Genomic DNA, 19,804 nt, shown 5'->3' on the forward strand with positions numbered 1-19,804 from the left:
TTACCGAAATATAATAATATTATATCTAATTTTAAACTTTAAATCAATACCATATTCTGGAATATTTTATTTTTTTTTACAGTATCTCTATTTTATTTCATTATTAATCATATTTTCGATGAAAATCCCATACCCTTTTGTAGGGTCTTGAATGAAAACATGGGTAACTGCTCCTATTAATTTACCATTTTGTATAATAGGGCTACCACTCATCCCTTGTATAATCCCATTGGTCATTTCCAAAAGTCTTGGATCTGTAATCTCTATAATCATTCCTTTTGCAGGCTCACTTGTATAACGTGCTACTTTTCTAACTTCTATACTATATGCTTTGACTTCATCCCCAATAATATTACTTAAAATTACTGCCTGACCTTCTTCTATCTCATTTTGATAAGCAATAGGCATCGCATTTTTTATAAAAAGTGCCTCTCCTCTCTTATTAAGCGTTCCAAAGATACCAAGTGCTGTATTGGTTTCAATATTACCTAATATATTTCTTGGTGTATATTCAATAATTCCCTTAAGTTCACCAGGTTCTCCTTTTTCTCCTTTTCTAATAGCTGTAATAGTAGCCTTTGTCACCTCTCCTGCTTTAATAGGTAGCAATCTTTTTATATCGGCATCATTAATGCCATGACCCAGTGCACCAAATACTTTAGTTTCTGGATCAAAATAGGTAACTGTTCCAATACCTTGTGTACTGTCTTTTACCCATAAGCCTAATTTATAACTGCTTTCATTTTCACAGTACTCAGGTTTTAAAACAACTTCCATAACTTCCTCTCGACGTTTTACTTTAAGCATTATATCTTGATCTTCATTTTCTTTAATTAGATCTCTAAAGTGCTCCTTTGATTTTAGAGGAACATGCTCTACTTCTAAAATAATATCTCCTTTTTCTATTTTATTTTTACATGGAGATACTTCTTTCCCTCCTGATGTAAAAGAGCTTGTACCCAGAACACATATGCCTTCTGCTTCTACCTTTACACCAATAAGATTCCCACAAGGGACTAGTACCTTAGGCTTTACAACTTCTACATTAACGGTTTTAATAGGAATGTATCCAAGTAAAGAAAGCTCTAAATCATCATTAGTATCTTTTTGTGCCTTAAACGGCCATTTAAAAAGTTCCTCTTCTATTGTACCTTGTGCAATTTGAATATGGTTAGGTAAGAATTTAGAAATAATCATTGGGCTACATATCATAAAGAGAAGTATTAGTGATATGTAACAGAACCATTTCTTAAGTTTTTGATTGTCTTTCATTTTCTGCCACATCCTATCTGTCCTATTTTGCTGTCATATGTTTAAATTCTCCTTTTTAAAATACAATTATTCAGCTTCAAGATAGGTTGACAAGGTAAGATTTACATATAAAAAAAGCATCGCTTATGCGATGCCTTGTTTATAACGATTTGCTGATTCTTTAAGCTCTTTTGCACTTTTTAAAGTACTCTCTGTAATAAAACCACCCATTAAACGGCAAAGTTCTTCTTGAAGCTTGTCATCTGGTAGTGTCATTAGCTGTGTTTTAGTCTGATTGTCTACAGCACTTTTTTCGATTAAATAGTTACGGTCTCCCATAGCTGCAATCTGAGGGAGATGCGTAATGCATATAACCTGTCTTGCTCTTGAGATAACTGCTAGCTTCTCGCCCACTTTCTGCGCCGCAAGCCCACTAATACCTGTATCAATCTCATCAAAAATAACAGTTTCTATACTATCACCTAGTACAAGGACGGTCTTAATAGCAAGCATTACTCTTGAGATTTCCCCACCTGATGCAATTTTTGCAAGTCCATGCATATCTTCACCTAAGTTAGTACGAATGAGGAATTCTACTTCATCTTGCCCATTACGGTTAAACGTTTCACTTTGCTGTATAGCCACCTTAAACTGTGCATGGGGCATTTGAAGGTCATGCAGATGCTCATTAATTTGTACTTCTATACTCTCAGCAATATTTTTTCTGCCTTCTGTAAGTTCTAATGCAATAGTATTTAATTTATTTTCTAAATCTGCTATTTCCTGCTCTAATTTTTCTTTATTATGCGTGCTACCTAATAGCTCTTCAAGCTCTTTTTCACAGTTTTGTTTATATACTAGAATTTCACTAATAGAACTACCATATTTTTGTTTTAGTCTATAGATTGTATCAAGTCTTGTCTGAATTTCTTGTAAGAGTTCTGGTGAATATTCAATCTGGTCTGCAAAACGTCTTACTTGATAAGTAATATCTTGAAGATCAGCTTCTACTGCTAAAAGCCTTGCATGAAGGCTCCCTAATTCTTCATTAATATGGCTAACATCTTGTATATGTTGTGTTGCCTTGCCTACAAGTTCTATAGCACCTGCGTGATGCCCATCTGCCTCTAGGGCATCATAAGCCTTCTGACATTGCATAAGAATCTTCTCTGCATGGGATAAAATCTCATATTGACTTTTAAGTTCTTCTTCTTCATGAGGTTTTAGTTTACATGCAGCAATTTCATTAATCTGAAATTCTAGCATATCTTGGAGCTGTAGCTTCTTACGATCATCTGTACTGATTTTACTTAGTTCATTTTTCAAATTCATAAGGCGCTCATAATGTGTTTTATAAGCTTCCTTAAGATGAAGAAACTTTTCGTCTCCAAAGCTATCTAACATATGGACATGGGTAGACACATCTAATAAAGATTGAGGTTCATGTTGACCATGAACATCTATAAGTAGTGCTGCTAAATCTTTCACCACTTGTCTATTACATGTAATACCATTTATTTTATAAACTGTTCGCCCTGATACATATAAAATGCGTTCCATTTCAATAGTTGTATGTGTATAAGGGTAACCATTTTCTTCTAAGTAAGCAATTCCTAGTCCTTTATCATCCTCAAAAGTGAGGCGTACATAAGCACACTGCTCACCTTTCCTGATAATTTGTTTAGAAGTACGGTTACCTATAGCAAATTGAATAGAGTCAATGAGCATAGATTTTCCCGCACCTGTTTCACCGCTAAAAATATTAAGATGATGATGCAAATTCAGTGTAATCTCTTCGATTAGAGCAATGTTTCTAACATGTAAACACGTAAGCATTTTATCACTCCTTATCTTATGAGTTTAATACTTCTTGAAACTTGGCAATCACGTCACCTATCTCTTCTATATTACGAATCGCACAGAAAATCGTATCATCTCCTGCAAGTGTTCCTACAATTTCTTCATAATTAAAGCCATCAATAGCTGCTGCTACAGCATTACCCATACCTGCTAAAGTACGGACAACTAAAATATTTTGCGCTACATCCATAGATACAAAACCAGCTTTAAAAACACGAATGACTTTTTCTGAAATTTGATTTTCATAGTTGGTTAATGCTACATACTTTTGAGCATTATTTTTACCTGCAACTTTTGTAAGCTTAAGCTCACGAATATCTCTAGACACTGTGGCTTGTGTTACTTTAAACCCTGCTTTTTCAAGGTTTTCTGCAAGTTCTTCTTGTGTTTCTATTTCTTGTTTTTGAATAAGACTTAATATTTTCGATTGTCTTTGTTCTTTCATTCCCATAGTTTATTTACGCCTCTCCACTATTTTTTTTCTTAAGATTTCAAAAAAATGCAAGTCAGAAAGCTTAATGAGTTTTGTTGTATAAGGTGCTTTTCTTACTTCAATAAAATGCATAGGAGTAATATTCATTTTCATCTGACCATCTACTACAAGCTCAAGCGTGGTACCATCATAGTTATTAGTTTTAATCTGCACAGCATCTGTATCAGCTACAATAACCGCTCTTGAATAAATGGAGTGCGGGCAGATAGGGGTAATCATTATCTGACTAGCTGATGGTGCTACAATAGGTCCTCCTGCTGAAAGATTATAAGCCGTTGAACCTGTAGGGGTAGCAATAATAATACCATCTGCTGGATAAAGATCTAGAAAATGTTCGTTCACCTTAATCTCGAATTCTGAAATTCTTGAAGAACTCCCCCTTGCAACATAGGCATCGTTAAGTGCATAAAATTTATGTGCCTCTCCTGATGGGTCAATGACTTTGATCATAAGCATCATACGTTCTTCTATTGTATAATCATCTGTTAAAAGTTTTGGTAAGAACTGGTCTATCTCAGACATTTCTACATCTGCTAAAAAGCCTAGTCTACCTAAATTGATACCTATAATAGGTTTATCATATAAACAAGCTTTTTGTGCTACGCTTAAAATAGTGCCGTCTCCACCAATGGTAATAAGGACCTCACAGGTTTCATAAAGATGCTCTTCTTCTAAGGTTTGAATAGATTCATCGAGTAAGGAACCTATATGATGTGTCATATAAACATTAAAATCATGTCCTAAAAGCCAACTTATGACCACCTTTGTTGTTTCTAAATCTTTATCTTTTAAAAGATTGGGTATAATCCCAATATGTTTCATACTCCCCACCTACCTATAATGTATCGTGTGATGCACTCACCACTTTTTCAATAAGTGTGTCCGTTTCTAATGGAAGCTCCTCTGTTGCTTTTTTAAGATAAATTAAATATTCAATATTTCCTTCTGGTCCTTTAATGGGTGAAAAATCAAGCCCACGAATGCTAAAACCAATGCTCTTTGCATATTCCCATACTAAATGAATAACTTGTTTATGCACTTTTGGATCTCTTACAACACCGTGTTTTTCAACTTGTTCACGACCAGCTTCAAATTGTGGTTTAATAAGGGCTACTACTTCTCCACCCTCTTTAATTAAATTATAGACAGGAAGTAAGATTTTTGTCAAAGAAATAAAAGATACATCGATTGAACTAAAGTCGATTTCTTCTGGAATCTGTTCATGGGTTACATAACGCATATTTGTTTTTTCCATACATACAACACGTTCGTCCTCTCTTAACTTCCAAGCAAGCTGTCCGTATCCTACATCAATAGAGTAGACCTTTACTGCACCATTTTGAAGCATACAATCTGTAAAACCACCTGTTGAAGCACCTACGTCCATACAAGTTTTCCCTTCAAGTTCAATAGGAAACTGTGCCATTGCTTTTTCAAGTTTAAATCCACCACGACTTACATAACGCATTTTTTCACGTACTTCTATAGATGCTGTCACATCGACCTTAAGTCCTGCTTTATCTTCTTTTTGTCCATTTACATACACAACGCCTGCCATAATATAAGCTTTAGCACGTTCACGTGATTCCGCAAGGCCTCTTTGCGCAATCAAAATATCGAGTCTTTCTTTATCTGCCATTATGCTCTCTCTTCCTTTATCATTTCTGTAATTGTACTTACCATATCTAATACACTTAAGTGTTCACTTTCTAATAAAGATGGAATATCTCCATGCTCTACAATACCTGTTTTATAGGCAAAGTTATGCAGCTTAGCTTTTAAGCCATGTTCTAACATAAAGGCACCTACTTGCATACCAAAGCCACCTTTTTTCACATGGTCTTCCATTGTGAAGATATAATCATACGTTTTAGCCACTGTCTGAATACCTTCCTCATCCATTGGCACAATACAAGGTGCTTCTACAACTGCTGCTTCTATACCTAAATCTAATAAGGCTTCTCTTACTCTTAATGCTTGTTCTACCATCTTACCTGTTGCCAGTAAGCAAACAGACTGACCTTCTTCTAAAGTTACCATACGAACGTCATCATATTTAAGTTGGTACTTAGGATCTAACTTCACAGTTCCCCTTGGATAACGAATGGCTACTGGGCTATTAAGACGCTTCGCATAACGGAGCGCCCCTTCCATCTCTTCAGGCATTTTGACAGAAAGTACTGTCATATTTGGCATATGGCTTAAATAAGCAATGTCAAATATACCTTGATGTGTTGCGCCATCTTCACCCACTAGACCTGCCCTATCTATTCCAAAGATAACAGGTAAATTCTGAAGACATACATCATGAAGAATCTGGTCATAGGCACGTTGTAAGAAAGATGAATATACTGCAAATACTGGTCTAAAACCTGTAGCTGCCAGTCCTGCTGCAAAAGTTACAGCATGCTGCTCTGCAATACCTACATCGAAGAAACGTTTAGGAAACTGCTTTTCAAAATGGTTCAGTCCTGTACCATCTGCCATAGCTGCTGTAATCCCTATAAGTTTTTCATCTTCTTCACCTAAACTTACCATAGCATAGCCGAAAGCATCTGAAAAAGTATAGCCGCCTGCTTTTTTAGGTGCTACCCCTGCTTTAATATCAAATGGTCCTACTCCGTGATAGCTACTTGGGTTTTCCACTGCTGGTTTATACCCTTTACCTTTAACTGTTTTCACATGGATTAAAATAGGTCCCTTCATCTCTTTTGCATTCTCTAAAATCTCAATAAGGTCATTAAAATTATGTCCATTTATAGGCCCTAAGTATGTAAAGCCCATTTCCTCAAACAATGTATGCTCAATTAGAAAAGTCTTTACACCATCTTTTGTCTTACGCACAGCGCCTACTAACTGACCACCTATAGCTGGAATACGTTTTAACACATCTTCTACGCCTTCTTTTGCACGTAAATAATCTTTACTCGAACGAATATGGTTAAGGTGTCTACTCATACCACCTACATTTTCTGAAATACTCATTTCATTATCATTTAAAATAACAATAAGATTCGTATGCCCTCTACCTGCATTATTCAGTGCTTCATAAGCCATACCACCCGTTAAAGCCCCATCTCCTATAACAGCAATAACGTGACTATTCTCTCCTTTAAGGTCTCTTGAGATAGCCATTCCAAGTGCAGCTGAAATAGAAGTTGAACTATGTCCTGTTTCAAATACATCATGTTTACTTTCTTTACGTTTTGGAAATCCACTCATTCCACCTGTTTTTCTTAAAGTCTTAAACCCTTTTCTTCTACCTGTTAATAATTTATGCACATAAGCCTGGTGGCCTACATCCCATATCATTTTATCTTCTGGCGAATTAAAAACATAATGAAGTGCTATAGTAAGTTCTACAACACCTAAATTAGATGCCAAATGTCCACCTGTTTTAGAAAGAGACTGTATTAAGAATTGACGTATATCTCTTGCTAAAAAGCCTAGTTCTTCTTGATCTATCTTCTTGAGATCCTCTATATTTTTAATACTATCTAATATTTTTAGCATGTTCTCACACTTTCATTAATTACTTATTGTAAATTTATTCATATTTATTAATCATACTAAAAATGACAACCCATAAGATTGTCATTTTAACATTATGGTATAAAAATTAATGCAGTTACAATACCAAGTACAGCACCTGCGGCAACTTGAAGTGGTGTATGTCCAAGTAATTCTTTAAGTCTTACTTCTAGTGTCACATTAGGGTCCTGCATCACGTCAATAATACGATTTAAAAGTGCTGCTTGTTTACCAGCTTCTAAACGCACATTTGCTGCATCATACATAACAATAAAGCTTAGTACTGCTGCTACTGCAAAAATTGCACTATCATACCCATGAAGTTGACCAACACCAATAGCTAACGAAGTAGAAATAGCACTATGTGAGCTAGGCATTCCACCGGAAGAGACAAGTTTATTAAGATCAAGTTTATGATCGTTAATTAAAGTTAAAATGACCTTTAGTACTTGTGCAATAAACCAACTTAATAAAGCTACCATTAAAAGATCATTGCTAAAAAGCTGTGTTAATTGTTTCATTTTTGCCCCCTAATTCCTTCTTTGAACCAGGCTGAATGCCACATGCTCAAGTAGGGATGTATCACCTTCTACACGTTCTAAGCATTTAATCGCTTTCGTTGTAAGTTCCTCTGCAATACTATAGCAAGTGTCTACATCGTAGAAAGATAAATACGTATTTTTTTCATTTTTCATATCACTATGAATAGGCTTCCCTAATTCTTCTACTGTTGATGTAGCATCTAACACATCATCAATAATTTGAAAAACTTTTCCTAAATACTTACCATAAAACGTAAGGGCTGTCACTTCATTAGATGAAGCGCCACCTAATAGCGCACCCATATGAACGGCTGCTGCAATAAGTGCACCTGTTTTATGTAGATGAATACTATCTAGAGTATCTTTATCAATTTGCTTACCTTCACTTTGCATATCCAGAATTTGTCCACCAATCATACCTCTAGCACCACTTGCCTCTGCTAAAACATGTGCTGCCCTAACACGATTCATATCGTCCTGGTTAAGTGCATCTTCTAACATCATTTCAAAAGCACCATTTAAAAGTGCATCTCCAGCAAGAATAGCTGTTGCTTCTCCAAATACTTTATGATTGGTTGGCTTACCACGTCTAAGATCATCATTGTCCATAGCAGGTAAGTCATCATGGATAAGTGAATAGGTGTGAATCATCTCAATTGCACACAGATAAGGGGTAATGGTTTCTTTTCCCCCTACTGCTTCATAAGCAAGCTGCATAAGTAATGGGCGAATACGTTTGCCACCTGCATAAAGGCTATAAGCCATGGCTTCATAAAGCTCCCCAAAGCTTCCATGATTGTTTGGAATGGCTTCTTTAAGCTGGTTTTCTATTCTTTTCCTATAAAGCTCCAGTTTATTCTCCATTATTATATTCCCCATTCATTTTACTTATTGCATTGTGCTCAAGTACATATATTTCCTGCTCTGCCTTTTGAAGTGCTTCACTACAAAAAGCTGCAAGTTCCATACCTTTTTTATAAGTTTTAATACTTTCATCAAGTGAAAGTGAGCCATCTTCTAAGCTATAAATAAGCTTTTCAAGCTCTTCCATTGCACTTTCAAAGTTTTTTGCTATTTTTTTAGCCATAACCTTATCCTTTCTTTACTACCTCTGCATGTAAAGTACCCTCTTTAAGTGCTACCTTAATGTGATCGCCTACTTCTACTTGATCCTTATGTGTAATCATTTCACCCGACTCAGTAGTTGTAACGCTATAACCTCTTTTTAATGTAAGAAGAGGTGAGAGTTTTTCCATCTTGGTAATCTTATCATTTAAGACATTTCTTGTGAAAGTAAGATGTTTTGTATAGGCCTTTACGAGCTGCTCCTCACTATAGTCTACTCGAATCATTAAATCTCTAAAATATTTTTGTTTATTTTGATAAACTGGGCGTGATAAGAGCTGTTCTAACCTTCTTTTTTCTAGATCTAAGTGCCTTGTTAAATGATGCTTAAGAAGTTCCTTAGACCTATCAATTTTAAGAAGATAGCTTTCTTTATCTGGAATAACAATTTCAGCCGCTGCTGATGGTGTAGCCGCACGTTTGTCTGCTACAAAATCAGAAATGGTGAAATCTATCTCATGTCCTACAGCTGAAACAATAGGAATTCTAGAAGCAAAAATAGCACGCGCTACTGCTTCCTCATTGAAACTCCATAAGTCTTCAATAGACCCACCGCCTCGTCCTACAATGAGAACATCTACTAGCCCATCTTGGTTAGCACGTTCAATGGCACTTACAATGCCATTTGTAGCGTACTCCCCTTGAACAGCTGTAGGATAAATATAAATAGGAATGGCGTTGTTTCTTCTTTTTGAAACCTGCAAAATATCTTGGATGGCTGCGCCTGTCTTTGAAGTAATAACTCCCACCTTCTGCGGATAAGTTGGGAGAGGCTTCTTATATCTTGGGTCAAAAAGCCCTTCTTCTTCAAGCTGCTTTTTAAGTCTTTCAAACTGTTCGTATAAAGTACCCTTGCCCTCTTTTTCTACTTCAATCACATAGCACTGATACTGCCCTGTCTTCTCATAAAGGGAAATACGTCCTCTTACATAGACTTTAAGGCCTTCCTTTAAGGTGAAATCCAAGGTAGCCGCATCTTTGGCGAACATCACTGCGCTGATGCCCGCACGCTCATCTTTGATTGTAAAGTAAATATGACCTGACTGATGGTATTTGCAGTTGGATACTTCACCTGAAAGCCATACATCAGATAAGAGATAGTCTTCTTCTAATAAATGGCTTACATATCTATTAATCTCGGATACAGCTACAACTTTTCGTTTCATTCTTATCCCTCAATTGATTTTGCAATATTTCCAAGGATACCATTGATGAATTTTGGTGATTTATCTGTACTATAAACTTTCGCAATTTCAATGGCTTCGTTAATAGCTACTTTTTGTGGGATATCTTCTCCCCATTTAAGTTCATAAACTGCCATGCGTAAAAGCATATGATCTACTTTTGCAATACGGTTTATGGACCAGTTTGTACTGCTCGCTTCGATGATAGAATCGATTTCTTCTTGATGCTGTAATACACCGTTAAATTCATTTACGATAAAGTCTTTTACTTTACCTTTCATATCTTGTGTGTAACCTTCTAATAAAAGGTTTGCATCCTTTTCTGGATGGAAAGTCATCTCATAGAGCATTTTCATTATAAGTTCTCTTGCTTCACGTCTTGTCATTTTTATCTCCTCATTAATGAAAGCTAACCCCAAAAAGAGGTTAGCTCACTGTGTTTAGTGTTCTTCTTGCGCTTTAGTTTTTGAAAAATCAACGCCTACTACATGTACATCTACAGATTGTACGTCAAGTCCTGTCATTGTTTCAATAGAATTTTTCACTTTTTCTTGTACTTTTAAACATACTTCTTGTATTTTAACACCGTATTGTACCACAATAGAAAGGTCTGCGAATACTTCATGGTCACTTACTTCAATTTTCATACCTTTTGAAGCTTTTTTGCCTCTAATTGTTTGAACGATATCGTTTTTGTTACCTGCGATTGCATAAACACCCTCTACTTCTAATGCAGCAATTTCAGCGATTACTGCTATAACATCATCAGCAATTTGAACCTCGCCTACTTCTTTGTTATCTAAATCTACATCGATTACTTTATTTTCTTCCACAGTAATTGCCTCCCATTTTCTTTATTTATATAAATACCCAACTTGCAAACTAATCATACATCTTGGGCATTTAAAGAATATGTACTTTTATACTTATTATATCAAAATATACAAAAGTTGCAAATTAGATTTGTACGAAAAAAGGGCCAAAAGGTAAATTTTTACCCCTTGACCCGTATATGTATTAGTTAGATGCTGATTGATTATTCACTTTTAAACAAGATATTTTGATTTTACCTACTGAATAACCTGTTTTTCTTTGAACGATTTCTTCAATTTGAGCAATCTCTTCGTCGGTTAAAGCATCATCTTTATTAACGACTACATCTACTGTATCTTTATCCATTCTTACAAAGACATCTTTAAAGCCTTTTGCACGAAGAAGTGATTCAGCACCTGCTTCTTTCTCAATGCGATCTTGAATGGTTAAAAGACTTTCAGCAGCTTTTGCTTTTGAATCTTTATCAAGATTTGGATCTGCTACATACTCATTAAGCTTCTCAATTTGCTCAGCTCTTGATTGTTCTCTAAGCATTTTTTCTTCAGCGAAGTAGCTTACTTCTACTATTTTTTGATCTGTTAGCCCTTCTTCTTTTACATCTTTATTAGTTTTGTTAGCAATAACAACTTCTTTGCTTCCTACCGCAGCATCTGGTGTAGATACTTCTACACTTAAACCATCCATATCATCCATTTCATCTGGAGGAAGTGTTTCCATCACACCATATTCATCGAAGAAGTCTTGATCAAGTTCACTATCTGCAACTGGAATAGTTGCTTCATTCATATCTGGAACGCTTAAGTTAGCTGGTGCTTCTGTTAAACTTAGGTACGCTGCAATGGCGATCATAAAAACAAGTACTGTTACAATAACCTGATTTCTCTTAAACTGAAACATATAAGAACCCCCTCTTAATTATTGACCATCTTATAGACAGCTATTTTATGTACTGGAACATCTAAGAGCGATGACACAGATTGTATAATGGCATTTTTAATATTCACATCATCTGCTCCTTCTGCTAAAACAAGTACCCCTTCAACTTGTGGCTTGTTTTCTTTGATGATGAAAGGTGTTCCGCCCTTTTCCATCACCACCTTACGCTCTACATCTTGTTTTTCACTCGTTTTCTTTGTCCCTGACCCAGTTGTTTCCTCTGTACCTTGCTTATTTTGAACTACTTCTTCTGCCACTACTTTTTCAGTTGACCCTGATGTTGTAATCATGACTTTGGCTTTGCCAGCACCATCAAGATTTCCTAAAATCTCCTCCATTCTTATCTCGAGTAATTCTTCATACGTCATTTGTCCTGTACTACCTGTGTTTCCTGAGCTAACTTGTACCATTTCTGCACCTTCACTAATGACCGTTTTGGCCGGTTCTGGCAAATAAGTAAGGAGTATGCCTCCTATAACAATTCCAAGAAGTGCAACCCCTATGGTGGTGTTGGCCTTAAGCTTTGGTTTATCCTTACCGCCACTTTTGCCCTTCTCCTCGCTCTTATTAGACTGCCCCTGCCCTGCGGCTGCTTGCTGATTGACTCGCTCTCTTACAGGCTGTTCGAGTTGACTGATGCTGCCTACATTAATGGTAAATTGTCTCTTTTCATCTTCTTTATCTACCACTTCATTTCCTCCCCTACTTTAACTATCTTGTACTATAATATATATATTAGTGTTGTCCACGTTATAGAAGTTATTTATGCATTTTTTTATTTCTTTTTCTAATGCACTTTGATCAAGCACCAAACTCTCCGTCTTATCACCTATTCCCACTAGCCCCTCTTCCTCCTTCAAAGCTACTTCTATTTCTAGACTTTCTAAATTAAAATGGCTTCCCTCAAGAGTTGCTTTACTTGAAAGTGCTTCTACCTCTACAGGTAAGCTTGTTTCTATAAGACTCTTTAACTGATTTTCTATCTGCTCCTTATAGATAGTGAGCATACTTTCCTCCTGTTTTTTACGCTCTTCTTCATAAGGTGTATACTTCCCCTCTCTAAACTGCGTTTCATAAAACTGTACATAGCTAGATAAGCTGCCAGCTTCTAAAAGAGGGGTACTGGTGATCAGCTTAATCATAGGACTTGCAATCATGTAGACCATTACAAATCCAAGTACTATTTTTAAGTACTTCTTTAAATCTGAAGATGGAAAAATCATTTCTACTACAATAACAAATAACATGGTCCATATAATCATCATTAAGTACTGCTTCATCTTATCTCCCTCCTTTATGTCATACTTGTTCCTATGCTTGCACAGATAATCATAGAAGCAATGGTCAGTACCACTACAATACCTACTGCACTTAAAATAAATTCACAACCCTTAGCTAGAATGGTCGCAATCTCGGCCATTTTCTTATCACCTATAGGCTGAATTAAAGCACTTGCAATATGGTAGAGCACCACATGGCTTAAAATCTTAATAAGCGGAATGGCTGCAATGAGTACAACCCATATAATAACGCCTATAGCAAAGGCATTCTTAATAAGTGCACTACAAGACATAATAAATTCCAGCGCTCCACGACTTGCATCGCCTACAATAGGAATAAAGGCTGTAGAAAGATTAATTGCACCTTTCTTAATCGCTACATCTACATAAGGAAGCGTTAGCTTATAAATCCCCATAATGGCAATACTTAAAACAAGCGTTCCCCTCAAAAGCCATTTCATCCCTTTATAAAAGAGGCCTACTAGCTTATCTACTTTGATTTCTTCACTCATTGTACTAACGACTTGCAGTACTATAATGCTAATGATGACAGGAAGCAAAATCTTCTGAATGAAAAAAGTCATAATATTAAATGCCCCAATAATAACAGGTGCTAGTGCACTTGATGATGTAATATAGCCTGATACTGCCATAAAAGCTAATAAGGTTGGAAGTGTAACCTGCATCATCTGGAACAAGTTGGAGATGGTACTTTGGGCTAACTCTACAATGACAAATAAAGATTGTGTAAGCGTATAGATAACGAGTACATAACATACTAGAAAAGCTGCCTTTGTCGTGTTTTGCGACTGAAAGGACTGACTTAGCACTTGCAAGATACTGCATAAGATAACAATTAAAATAAACCTTAAGATAATCTTAAAATATGTATTAAATTCTTTGATGAAAAGCTCCCCTATCTGCATCATAATTTCCTGTAAAGAAAACCGCTCTTCCCCAGTAATCAGATTTGCGACCTGCTCACTTAAGTTAAAGTCTTGCATATAGGGTACAGATTGTTTCAGCTGGTCTTCAAGTTCCTTGATTTCCTCCCAGTTTAGAAGGTCAAATTGCTGCTGCAAAATGCCTTGTGTAGAAAGCTGGGATTCTTCCTTTGCCATACAAGGTACGCATAAGCATACCATAGCAAGTAAAAAGCTTATAAGTACCATTATCCTCTTTTGCATATGACTCCCCCGTCTATCAAATTAACTGCGTAATAAGTTCAATAAGTGCCAGCACAATAGGTGAAGCAAGTACCAAAATAAGTACCTTTCCTGCTAACTGTACCTTACTAGCTATAGCTGACTCTCCTGCATCTTTACAAAGCTGATAGCCGAACTCAGCAATATACGCAATCCCAATAATTTTAAATATAATCTTAAGATAAGTATCTTCTAGACTCATCTTTGTAGATAGATCATTAATAATAGCAAAAATCACTTGCAGCTGTGGCAAAAGTAAAATGAGTAGCAAACTACATGCAAAAATACGAATGAGATTCCCCGACATTTTATGCTGTTCCCCAATAAAGAGGGTAAGAATTACAGCTGCTAGCGCGAAGCCAACCAGTTTCATAATTTCCATCTTTCTACCTCCTAGAACATAAACATGGTCTCCACCACTTCAAATAGCTGTAAAATATAGTTCGCAATAATAATGAGTATAAGGGCTGTCCCTCCTAGCGATACCATATTGGCATAAGAATCTTTACCCGCCTGCTTTAAAATCATACTCATAAACATAACCGCCATTGAAAGGCCCCCAATTTTTAAAAGCTCTATCATTTGATCCATCTTTTCTCTCCTCCTAAATAATCAGTATACTGATACAGGCACCAATTAGAATGCCCATCCCTGTTCTAAGTTTGCTTGATTTCTCCTGCTCTTTAAGTGCCTTGTCCAAGATGTTTTTAAATTTGCTCAAATAGAGTTCAATATTAACTTCTTGCATATGCTTATCCAAATACCCTAATCCCCTACCGAACTCATCTAGTTTGTTATAGTCATCTTCATTAAGATGCAGGCTATAAGCCGTTGATGTTAAAGATTTTTGCCATAAGGTATACACATCATCAATGGTCTTTTCATTAAGATGCCCTGCAAAAGTGGTAAAAATCTCTCCTATACCATATCTCATCTGCTGCCCTATGATAGCGCTCGCTTCTTGCAAGGGAGATAATCTATAGCTGATTTCGCCCTTTAAGCATTCCAATGCATAAATCAATTCTTCTAGTTCCTTAACTCTTTTTCTATAGTTAAGGTCAATCATAATCCCTGTTAAACTACAACCTGTAAAAACCATTAAAATACCTAAGATTTTTAACATACTTTCACCCTGCTTTTTCTGACGTCTTCTATGGCTTCAATGGTACATGGGCCTCTTCTACTAGAAAGCACAACGATTTTTTCAAACAAACCCTTTTCAAGCATGCTACTTAGTACTGGCTTTTTCATACAATCTTCCAGGTCTTTCCCATGTGTACTACATAAGAGGGTTACACCTGCTCCTAGTACTTCTTCTATAGCCTCCATATCTGCCTTACTACTAATTTCATCTACTGCAATAATATCTGGTGCCATAGCCCTAAGCAGCATGCGCATACCTTCTACTTTCGGGCAGGCATCCAGTACATCTGTACGCATGCCCATATTATTTTGTGGTACACCCATATAACAGCCAGCTATTTCTGACCTTTCATCTACTACTCCCACTGTATAGGGACCAAACCCACTAAAACCATTGCTTAGGTTACGGATAAGGTCGCGTAATAAAGTGGTCTTGCCACACTTAGGTGGTGAGACGATAAGTGTATGATAGACCTTATCCCGTGAAAGCAGATAAGGCAGTACCTTATCACTGCATCCAAGCACTTCATGTGAGAACCTAATGTTAAGTCCACTTATGTATTTAAGTGTTTTAACTTTCTGCTCCTCTATAACAGTCTTGCCTACTAGTCCTACTCTATGTCCGCCTTGAATGGTGACATACCCTTGCCTTAGCTCATCTTCTAAAGCATATAAGGAATATCCACTTAAAAACTTTAAAATAGCTTGTACATCTTGAAGCGTTGCCACATAGCCTGCTCCCACTTGATCAATCCCCTTATTACTTAACCCATATTCTTCTCCCTCTACAAGTAAGATGATAGGCTTATAAGCTCTTACCCTCATTTCCTGAATACTGTTACATATGGGATCTTTTATTTCAAGAAGCATACTTTTGAGATTCATAGGCATAATCTCTAAAATACTGTTCTCTATCATAAAGTTCCTCCTTTGTATAATTTGATACTTTACTATATGCTTAAGCTTGTCTCAGTAGAACTAAAAAACAACAAGAAAAAAAGGCATACAAGATATAAAATCTTGTATGCCTAAGTTCACGCTCAATATGAGGTTTTATGCACGACCCATGTATTCGCCAGTACGTGTATCAATACGAATCATTTCACCTTGTTCGATGAATAATGGAACCATTACTCTTGCACCTGTTTCAACGATTGCAGGTTTTGTAGCACCTTGTGCTGTATCACCTTTAAGACCTGGTTCAGTTTCTGTGATTTGAAGGTCAACGTTGATTGGTGGTTCTACACCAAATACACTACCTTGGTGAGAAATAACTTTAACCATTTCGTTTTCTTTAACAAATTTTAAAGAATCACCGATTGCAGTTGCATTTACAGCAATTTGGTCATAAGTATCTACGTCCATGAAGTGATATAATTCACCATCTGAGTATAAGTATTGCATATCTCTACGGTCGATATGAGCTTTTGGTACTTTTTCAGATGGACGGAATGTTTTTTCTACCACACCGCCTGTTTTTATGTTTTTAATTTTACAACGTACGAACGCTGCACCTTTTCCTGGTTTTACATGTTGGAATTCAATAATTTGATATAAGTTACCTTCAAATTCAATGGTAACGCCGTTTCTAAAATCGCCTGCTTGAATCATGGGCTTTCCTCCTAATGTGTTTTTCCTAATATAGTGTAAACTAGATTATTAGATTTTTCAACGATTTTTTGCATCATTCTATAATGATAAGCTCTTTTTTAGAATGTGTAAGGTTCTCTATGCCATCTTCTGTTACAACGACCATATCTTCAATACGTACCCCACCGAAACCTGGAAGATAGATTCCTGGTTCTACAGTAAGTACCATGCCTGGCTCTATAGTACGTTCTTCAGCCATTGAAAACCTTGGATTTTCATGGATATCAATACCTACACTATGTCCTAGGCCATGACCAAAGTAATCTCCGTAACCTGCATCTGTAATGATTTTTCTTGCTACAGCATCTACTTCCTTACCTTTCATACCTGGCTTAATTGCTGCAAGTGCTGCTTTTTGCGCCTCTAAAACCGTATTATAGATTCCAAGATGCTTTTCAGATGGCTGACCAATCACCACAGTACGTGTCATATCGGAGCAGTATCCTTCATAAATACAACCAAAGTCCATTACAACAAAGTCACCTTCATGTAGAGTTTCTTTGCCTGGTACAGCATGGCAAAGTGAAGACTTGCTACCTGCTGCTACAATAGGATTAAATGAGTTACCACTTGCACCATGCATACGCATAAATCGTTCAAGTTCAAGGGCAATATCTGTTTCAGTTAAACCATTTTTATACTCCATTGTAATAAAAGGAATGATATGTGAAAAGGCTAGATCACCAATTCTTTCAGCTTCTCTTAATTTCTCAATTTCAGCTGCATCTTTGATTTGACGAAGGTTTTCTACCACTTCTTTTGTTGGCACAAAATTAAAGCAGCTACGCTCCTTAAGTGATAAGTAGGTACTATAATTAGTATGATCACTTTCAAAACCAATATGCTTATCCTTATGACTTTCAGCAATTTCCATAGCTGTTCCAATTAATCCCTTTGTAGTTTGATTTACAATTTCAAATTCTGGGCATTGCATAGTAGCCTGCTCAATATAACGGAAATCTGTAATCAAAATTTGTTTATCCTTTGTAATGTAAACAAGTGCACTTGAACCTGTAAAACCACTTAAATAACGTATATTTGAACGATTTGAAATAAGTATACTATCTAGATTTAAAGCTTCCATTTGCTCTCTTAATTTTTGAACTCTTTTATTTATCATCTTACTCTCTCCTTTATTTTATTTTCAATATTTAGCTATAAGTCTTCTCTTCTTTATCCTTTTCAATACTCAGTACTTGCCTAGAGTTATCTCTTTCTTTATACTTCCTTATTGCTTCTTCTCAATTTTTTATTTCTTTTAAGTAACTTCCTCTTATTCATTCTTTACTTTTTTGATTTAAATATTTTACAAGCCCTGCCAAAGCCATAGTATAACCATCAAATCCAAATCCACCAATAATACCTATACTATTAGCGGCTGTTACTGAATGACTTCTAAAACTTTCTCTTGCATGAATATTTGAAATATGTACTTCTACTACCGGAATAGATACACTTTTAATAGCATCTGCAAGGGCATAGCTATAGTGGGTAAGTGCTCCAGGATTCATAATAATCCCATCTACCTTATTATAATAGCATTGCTGCATAAAATCTATAAGTGCTCCTTCACTATTTGACTGAAAAAATTCCAATTCTACTGCTTTATATTTTTCACTTTCATTCTTAAGCATATGCTCTAAGTCTTTTAATGTCTCATATCCGTAAATTTGTGGCTCACGTATGCCTAGAAAATTCAGATTAGGCCCATTAATTACTGCAATCTTCATCTGTTTTGTTTCCTTTCTCTTATTTTTCCTGTAAAAGTTTTATGATTTTTTTTACCAGTAAATATGGCGTCTCATCTTGACAACCTATAGTATATACTGCACTTTCCTCATAAAGCGCACGTCTATATTGATAAAGTTCTAATAACTGCTCATAACTTTTTGAGAGTGGTCTCTTTTCATCTCCTGCTATCCGGCTATAAAGTACTTCAAATGGCCATTCTAAATAAAAAGTCATCTGCGCCTTTAGAAACTGTCTATTCACTTCTCTCCCTACAGCTCCACCCCCTGTAGAAACAATAGTATTTTTAAGGTTACTTGTTTCTTTTAGATAGTAGGTCTCTAAGTCTCTAAAATATTCCTCCCCTTTTTCATCAAAAAGTTCACGAATAGATTGCCCTGCCTTCGCTTCAATAAGCTGGTCTAAATCCATACAATGCATATTTAATGCTTCCGCTAAATTCTTGGCAAGGGTGCTCTTGCCACACCCCATAAACCCAATTAAATAAATGTTATTCATCTTTAGTTAATCCTTTTCTATATTTCTTCTAACGGATAGATGGTTACAAGTCCTGTTACAGGTCTTACAGTTATTCTAATTTGATAAGGTAAATAGCGATGCTTAACGATAATGGTTCCCGCATAAGAGGGTGACATATCTTGTGCAAATTCTATTTTTGAAGCATCTACAGAATCTCTTTTAAATTCTACGTTAAACTGACTCGGCACTTCATATTGCAAAATACGCGCTCGTTTACCTATAACCTCCATGTAGTTCTTGTCCTTTTCTACACCTTTACTTAAAGCATATGTTGCATTTTCTATGGAAGCTTTTTGCTGCATGACTTGGATTGTTTCTCCAATCTGCTCAGCAAATCGCTTCATCTCCTGCCTAGTCTGATAAGTATATCCTCCTGCAAATATCATACTCACAATACTTATAATAGCTATAACGGTTACCATCTCTATTAATGTAAAACCCTTTTTATTCATTGCTATCATCCTAATCAATTCATTTGTCTATCTTATTGAATGATCTCATC

General features: G+C 36.0%; 25 protein-coding genes. All 25 read right to left on the reverse strand.

Annotated features, from left to right (window positions below):
- Window positions 1-87 precede the first annotated feature (87 nt).
- On the reverse strand, window positions 88-1,272 hold the full coding sequence (gene spoIVB, locus ACLTBU_RS01575; protein WP_249331350.1) for a SpoIVB peptidase: 1,185 nt from the start codon (window positions 1,270-1,272) through the stop codon (window positions 88-90).
- A 123-nt stretch (window positions 1,273-1,395) separates the two neighbouring features.
- A complete protein-coding gene (gene recN / locus ACLTBU_RS01580; RefSeq protein ID WP_320650645.1) occupies window positions 1,396-3,087 on the reverse strand; it encodes a DNA repair protein RecN in 1,692 nt (563 codons plus the stop codon).
- A gap of 16 nt (window positions 3,088-3,103) precedes the next feature.
- A complete protein-coding gene (argR, locus tag ACLTBU_RS01585) occupies window positions 3,104-3,556 on the reverse strand; it encodes an arginine repressor (RefSeq protein WP_412217343.1) in 453 nt (150 codons plus the stop codon).
- A 9-nt stretch (window positions 3,557-3,565) separates the two neighbouring features.
- Window positions 3,566-4,426, reverse strand: a complete 861-nt coding sequence (locus ACLTBU_RS01590) for an NAD(+)/NADH kinase (RefSeq protein WP_177669476.1) — start codon at window positions 4,424-4,426, stop codon at window positions 3,566-3,568.
- Window positions 4,427-4,439: 13 nt separating this feature from the next.
- On the reverse strand, window positions 4,440-5,243 hold the full coding sequence (locus ACLTBU_RS01595; RefSeq protein ID WP_177669474.1) for a TlyA family RNA methyltransferase: 804 nt from the start codon (window positions 5,241-5,243) through the stop codon (window positions 4,440-4,442).
- Window positions 5,243-7,117 carry a 1-deoxy-D-xylulose-5-phosphate synthase gene (dxs, locus tag ACLTBU_RS01600; protein WP_249331347.1) on the reverse strand — a complete coding sequence of 625 codons (1,875 nt, stop codon included), beginning with the start codon at window positions 7,115-7,117 and terminating at the stop codon, window positions 5,243-5,245. The genes ACLTBU_RS01595 and dxs overlap by 1 nt, the downstream gene beginning before the upstream one ends.
- 92 nt (window positions 7,118-7,209) lie before the next feature.
- Window positions 7,210-7,656: a divergent PAP2 family protein gene (locus tag ACLTBU_RS01605; RefSeq protein WP_177669472.1), complete on the reverse strand. Its 447-nt coding sequence runs from the start codon at window positions 7,654-7,656 to the stop codon at window positions 7,210-7,212.
- A gap of 9 nt (window positions 7,657-7,665) precedes the next feature.
- Window positions 7,666-8,541 (reverse strand): polyprenyl synthetase family protein, encoded by an 876-nt coding sequence (locus ACLTBU_RS01610; RefSeq protein ID WP_412217175.1) that lies wholly within the window; start codon window positions 8,539-8,541, stop codon window positions 7,666-7,668.
- On the reverse strand, window positions 8,531-8,764 hold the full coding sequence (gene xseB, locus ACLTBU_RS01615; RefSeq protein ID WP_412217177.1) for an exodeoxyribonuclease VII small subunit: 234 nt from the start codon (window positions 8,762-8,764) through the stop codon (window positions 8,531-8,533). Before xseB ends, ACLTBU_RS01610 begins: the two co-directional genes overlap by 11 nt.
- A 4-nt stretch (window positions 8,765-8,768) precedes the next feature.
- The gene (gene xseA / locus ACLTBU_RS01620) at window positions 8,769-9,968 is read right to left on the reverse strand and encodes an exodeoxyribonuclease VII large subunit (RefSeq protein ID WP_412217179.1); all 1,200 of its coding nucleotides are present in this window, start codon (window positions 9,966-9,968) and stop codon (window positions 8,769-8,771) included.
- 2 nt (window positions 9,969-9,970) lie between these two features.
- A complete protein-coding gene (nusB, locus tag ACLTBU_RS01625; protein WP_412217180.1) occupies window positions 9,971-10,372 on the reverse strand; it encodes a transcription antitermination factor NusB in 402 nt (133 codons plus the stop codon).
- Between the two features lie 54 nt (window positions 10,373-10,426).
- Window positions 10,427-10,819, reverse strand: a complete 393-nt coding sequence (locus tag ACLTBU_RS01630; RefSeq protein WP_177669462.1) for an Asp23/Gls24 family envelope stress response protein — start codon at window positions 10,817-10,819, stop codon at window positions 10,427-10,429.
- A 184-nt stretch (window positions 10,820-11,003) separates the two neighbouring features.
- Window positions 11,004-11,717, reverse strand: coding sequence for a SpoIIIAH-like family protein (locus ACLTBU_RS01635; RefSeq protein WP_412217182.1), 714 nt, complete (start codon window positions 11,715-11,717; stop codon window positions 11,004-11,006).
- A gap of 14 nt (window positions 11,718-11,731) precedes the next feature.
- Window positions 11,732-12,445, reverse strand: a complete 714-nt coding sequence (locus tag ACLTBU_RS01640; protein ID WP_412217183.1) for a hypothetical protein — start codon at window positions 12,443-12,445, stop codon at window positions 11,732-11,734.
- Window positions 12,446-12,463: 18 nt separating this feature from the next.
- On the reverse strand, window positions 12,464-13,036 hold the full coding sequence (locus tag ACLTBU_RS01645) for a stage III sporulation protein AF (RefSeq protein ID WP_412217184.1): 573 nt from the start codon (window positions 13,034-13,036) through the stop codon (window positions 12,464-12,466).
- 14 nt (window positions 13,037-13,050) lie between these two features.
- Window positions 13,051-14,223, reverse strand: coding sequence for a stage III sporulation protein AE (locus tag ACLTBU_RS01650; RefSeq protein ID WP_412217185.1), 1,173 nt, complete (start codon window positions 14,221-14,223; stop codon window positions 13,051-13,053).
- Window positions 14,224-14,239: 16 nt separating this feature from the next.
- On the reverse strand, window positions 14,240-14,623 hold the full coding sequence (gene spoIIIAD, locus ACLTBU_RS01655; protein WP_177669452.1) for a stage III sporulation protein AD: 384 nt from the start codon (window positions 14,621-14,623) through the stop codon (window positions 14,240-14,242).
- A gap of 11 nt (window positions 14,624-14,634) precedes the next feature.
- Window positions 14,635-14,832, reverse strand: a complete 198-nt coding sequence (locus ACLTBU_RS01660; RefSeq protein ID WP_177669450.1) for a stage III sporulation AC/AD family protein — start codon at window positions 14,830-14,832, stop codon at window positions 14,635-14,637.
- Between the two features lie 13 nt (window positions 14,833-14,845).
- A complete protein-coding gene (locus tag ACLTBU_RS01665) occupies window positions 14,846-15,364 on the reverse strand; it encodes a hypothetical protein (protein WP_412217187.1) in 519 nt (172 codons plus the stop codon).
- Window positions 15,358-16,302, reverse strand: coding sequence for a stage III sporulation protein AA (gene spoIIIAA / locus ACLTBU_RS01670; RefSeq protein WP_412217188.1), 945 nt, complete (start codon window positions 16,300-16,302; stop codon window positions 15,358-15,360). Before spoIIIAA ends, ACLTBU_RS01665 begins: the two co-directional genes overlap by 7 nt.
- Before the next feature lie 135 nt (window positions 16,303-16,437).
- A complete protein-coding gene (efp, locus tag ACLTBU_RS01675; protein ID WP_177669444.1) occupies window positions 16,438-16,995 on the reverse strand; it encodes an elongation factor P in 558 nt (185 codons plus the stop codon).
- A gap of 73 nt (window positions 16,996-17,068) precedes the next feature.
- Window positions 17,069-18,154 carry a M24 family metallopeptidase gene (locus ACLTBU_RS01680; protein WP_412217190.1) on the reverse strand — a complete coding sequence of 362 codons (1,086 nt, stop codon included), beginning with the start codon at window positions 18,152-18,154 and terminating at the stop codon, window positions 17,069-17,071.
- 157 nt (window positions 18,155-18,311) lie between these two features.
- Window positions 18,312-18,764 carry a type II 3-dehydroquinate dehydratase gene (gene aroQ, locus ACLTBU_RS01685; protein ID WP_412217192.1) on the reverse strand — a complete coding sequence of 151 codons (453 nt, stop codon included), beginning with the start codon at window positions 18,762-18,764 and terminating at the stop codon, window positions 18,312-18,314.
- Window positions 18,765-18,783: 19 nt separating this feature from the next.
- Window positions 18,784-19,281 carry a shikimate kinase gene (locus ACLTBU_RS01690; RefSeq protein ID WP_177669440.1) on the reverse strand — a complete coding sequence of 166 codons (498 nt, stop codon included), beginning with the start codon at window positions 19,279-19,281 and terminating at the stop codon, window positions 18,784-18,786.
- A gap of 17 nt (window positions 19,282-19,298) precedes the next feature.
- Complete coding sequence (locus ACLTBU_RS01695) at window positions 19,299-19,754, reverse strand: type II secretion system protein (protein WP_177669439.1); 456 nt, start codon at window positions 19,752-19,754, stop codon at window positions 19,299-19,301.
- Window positions 19,755-19,804: the final 50 nt, after the last annotated feature.

The sequence above is a fragment of the Zhenhengia sp. genome, from assembly GCF_046966505.1.
Taxonomy (GTDB): Bacteria; Bacillota; Clostridia; order Lachnospirales; family Cellulosilyticaceae; genus Zhenhengia; species Zhenhengia yiwuensis.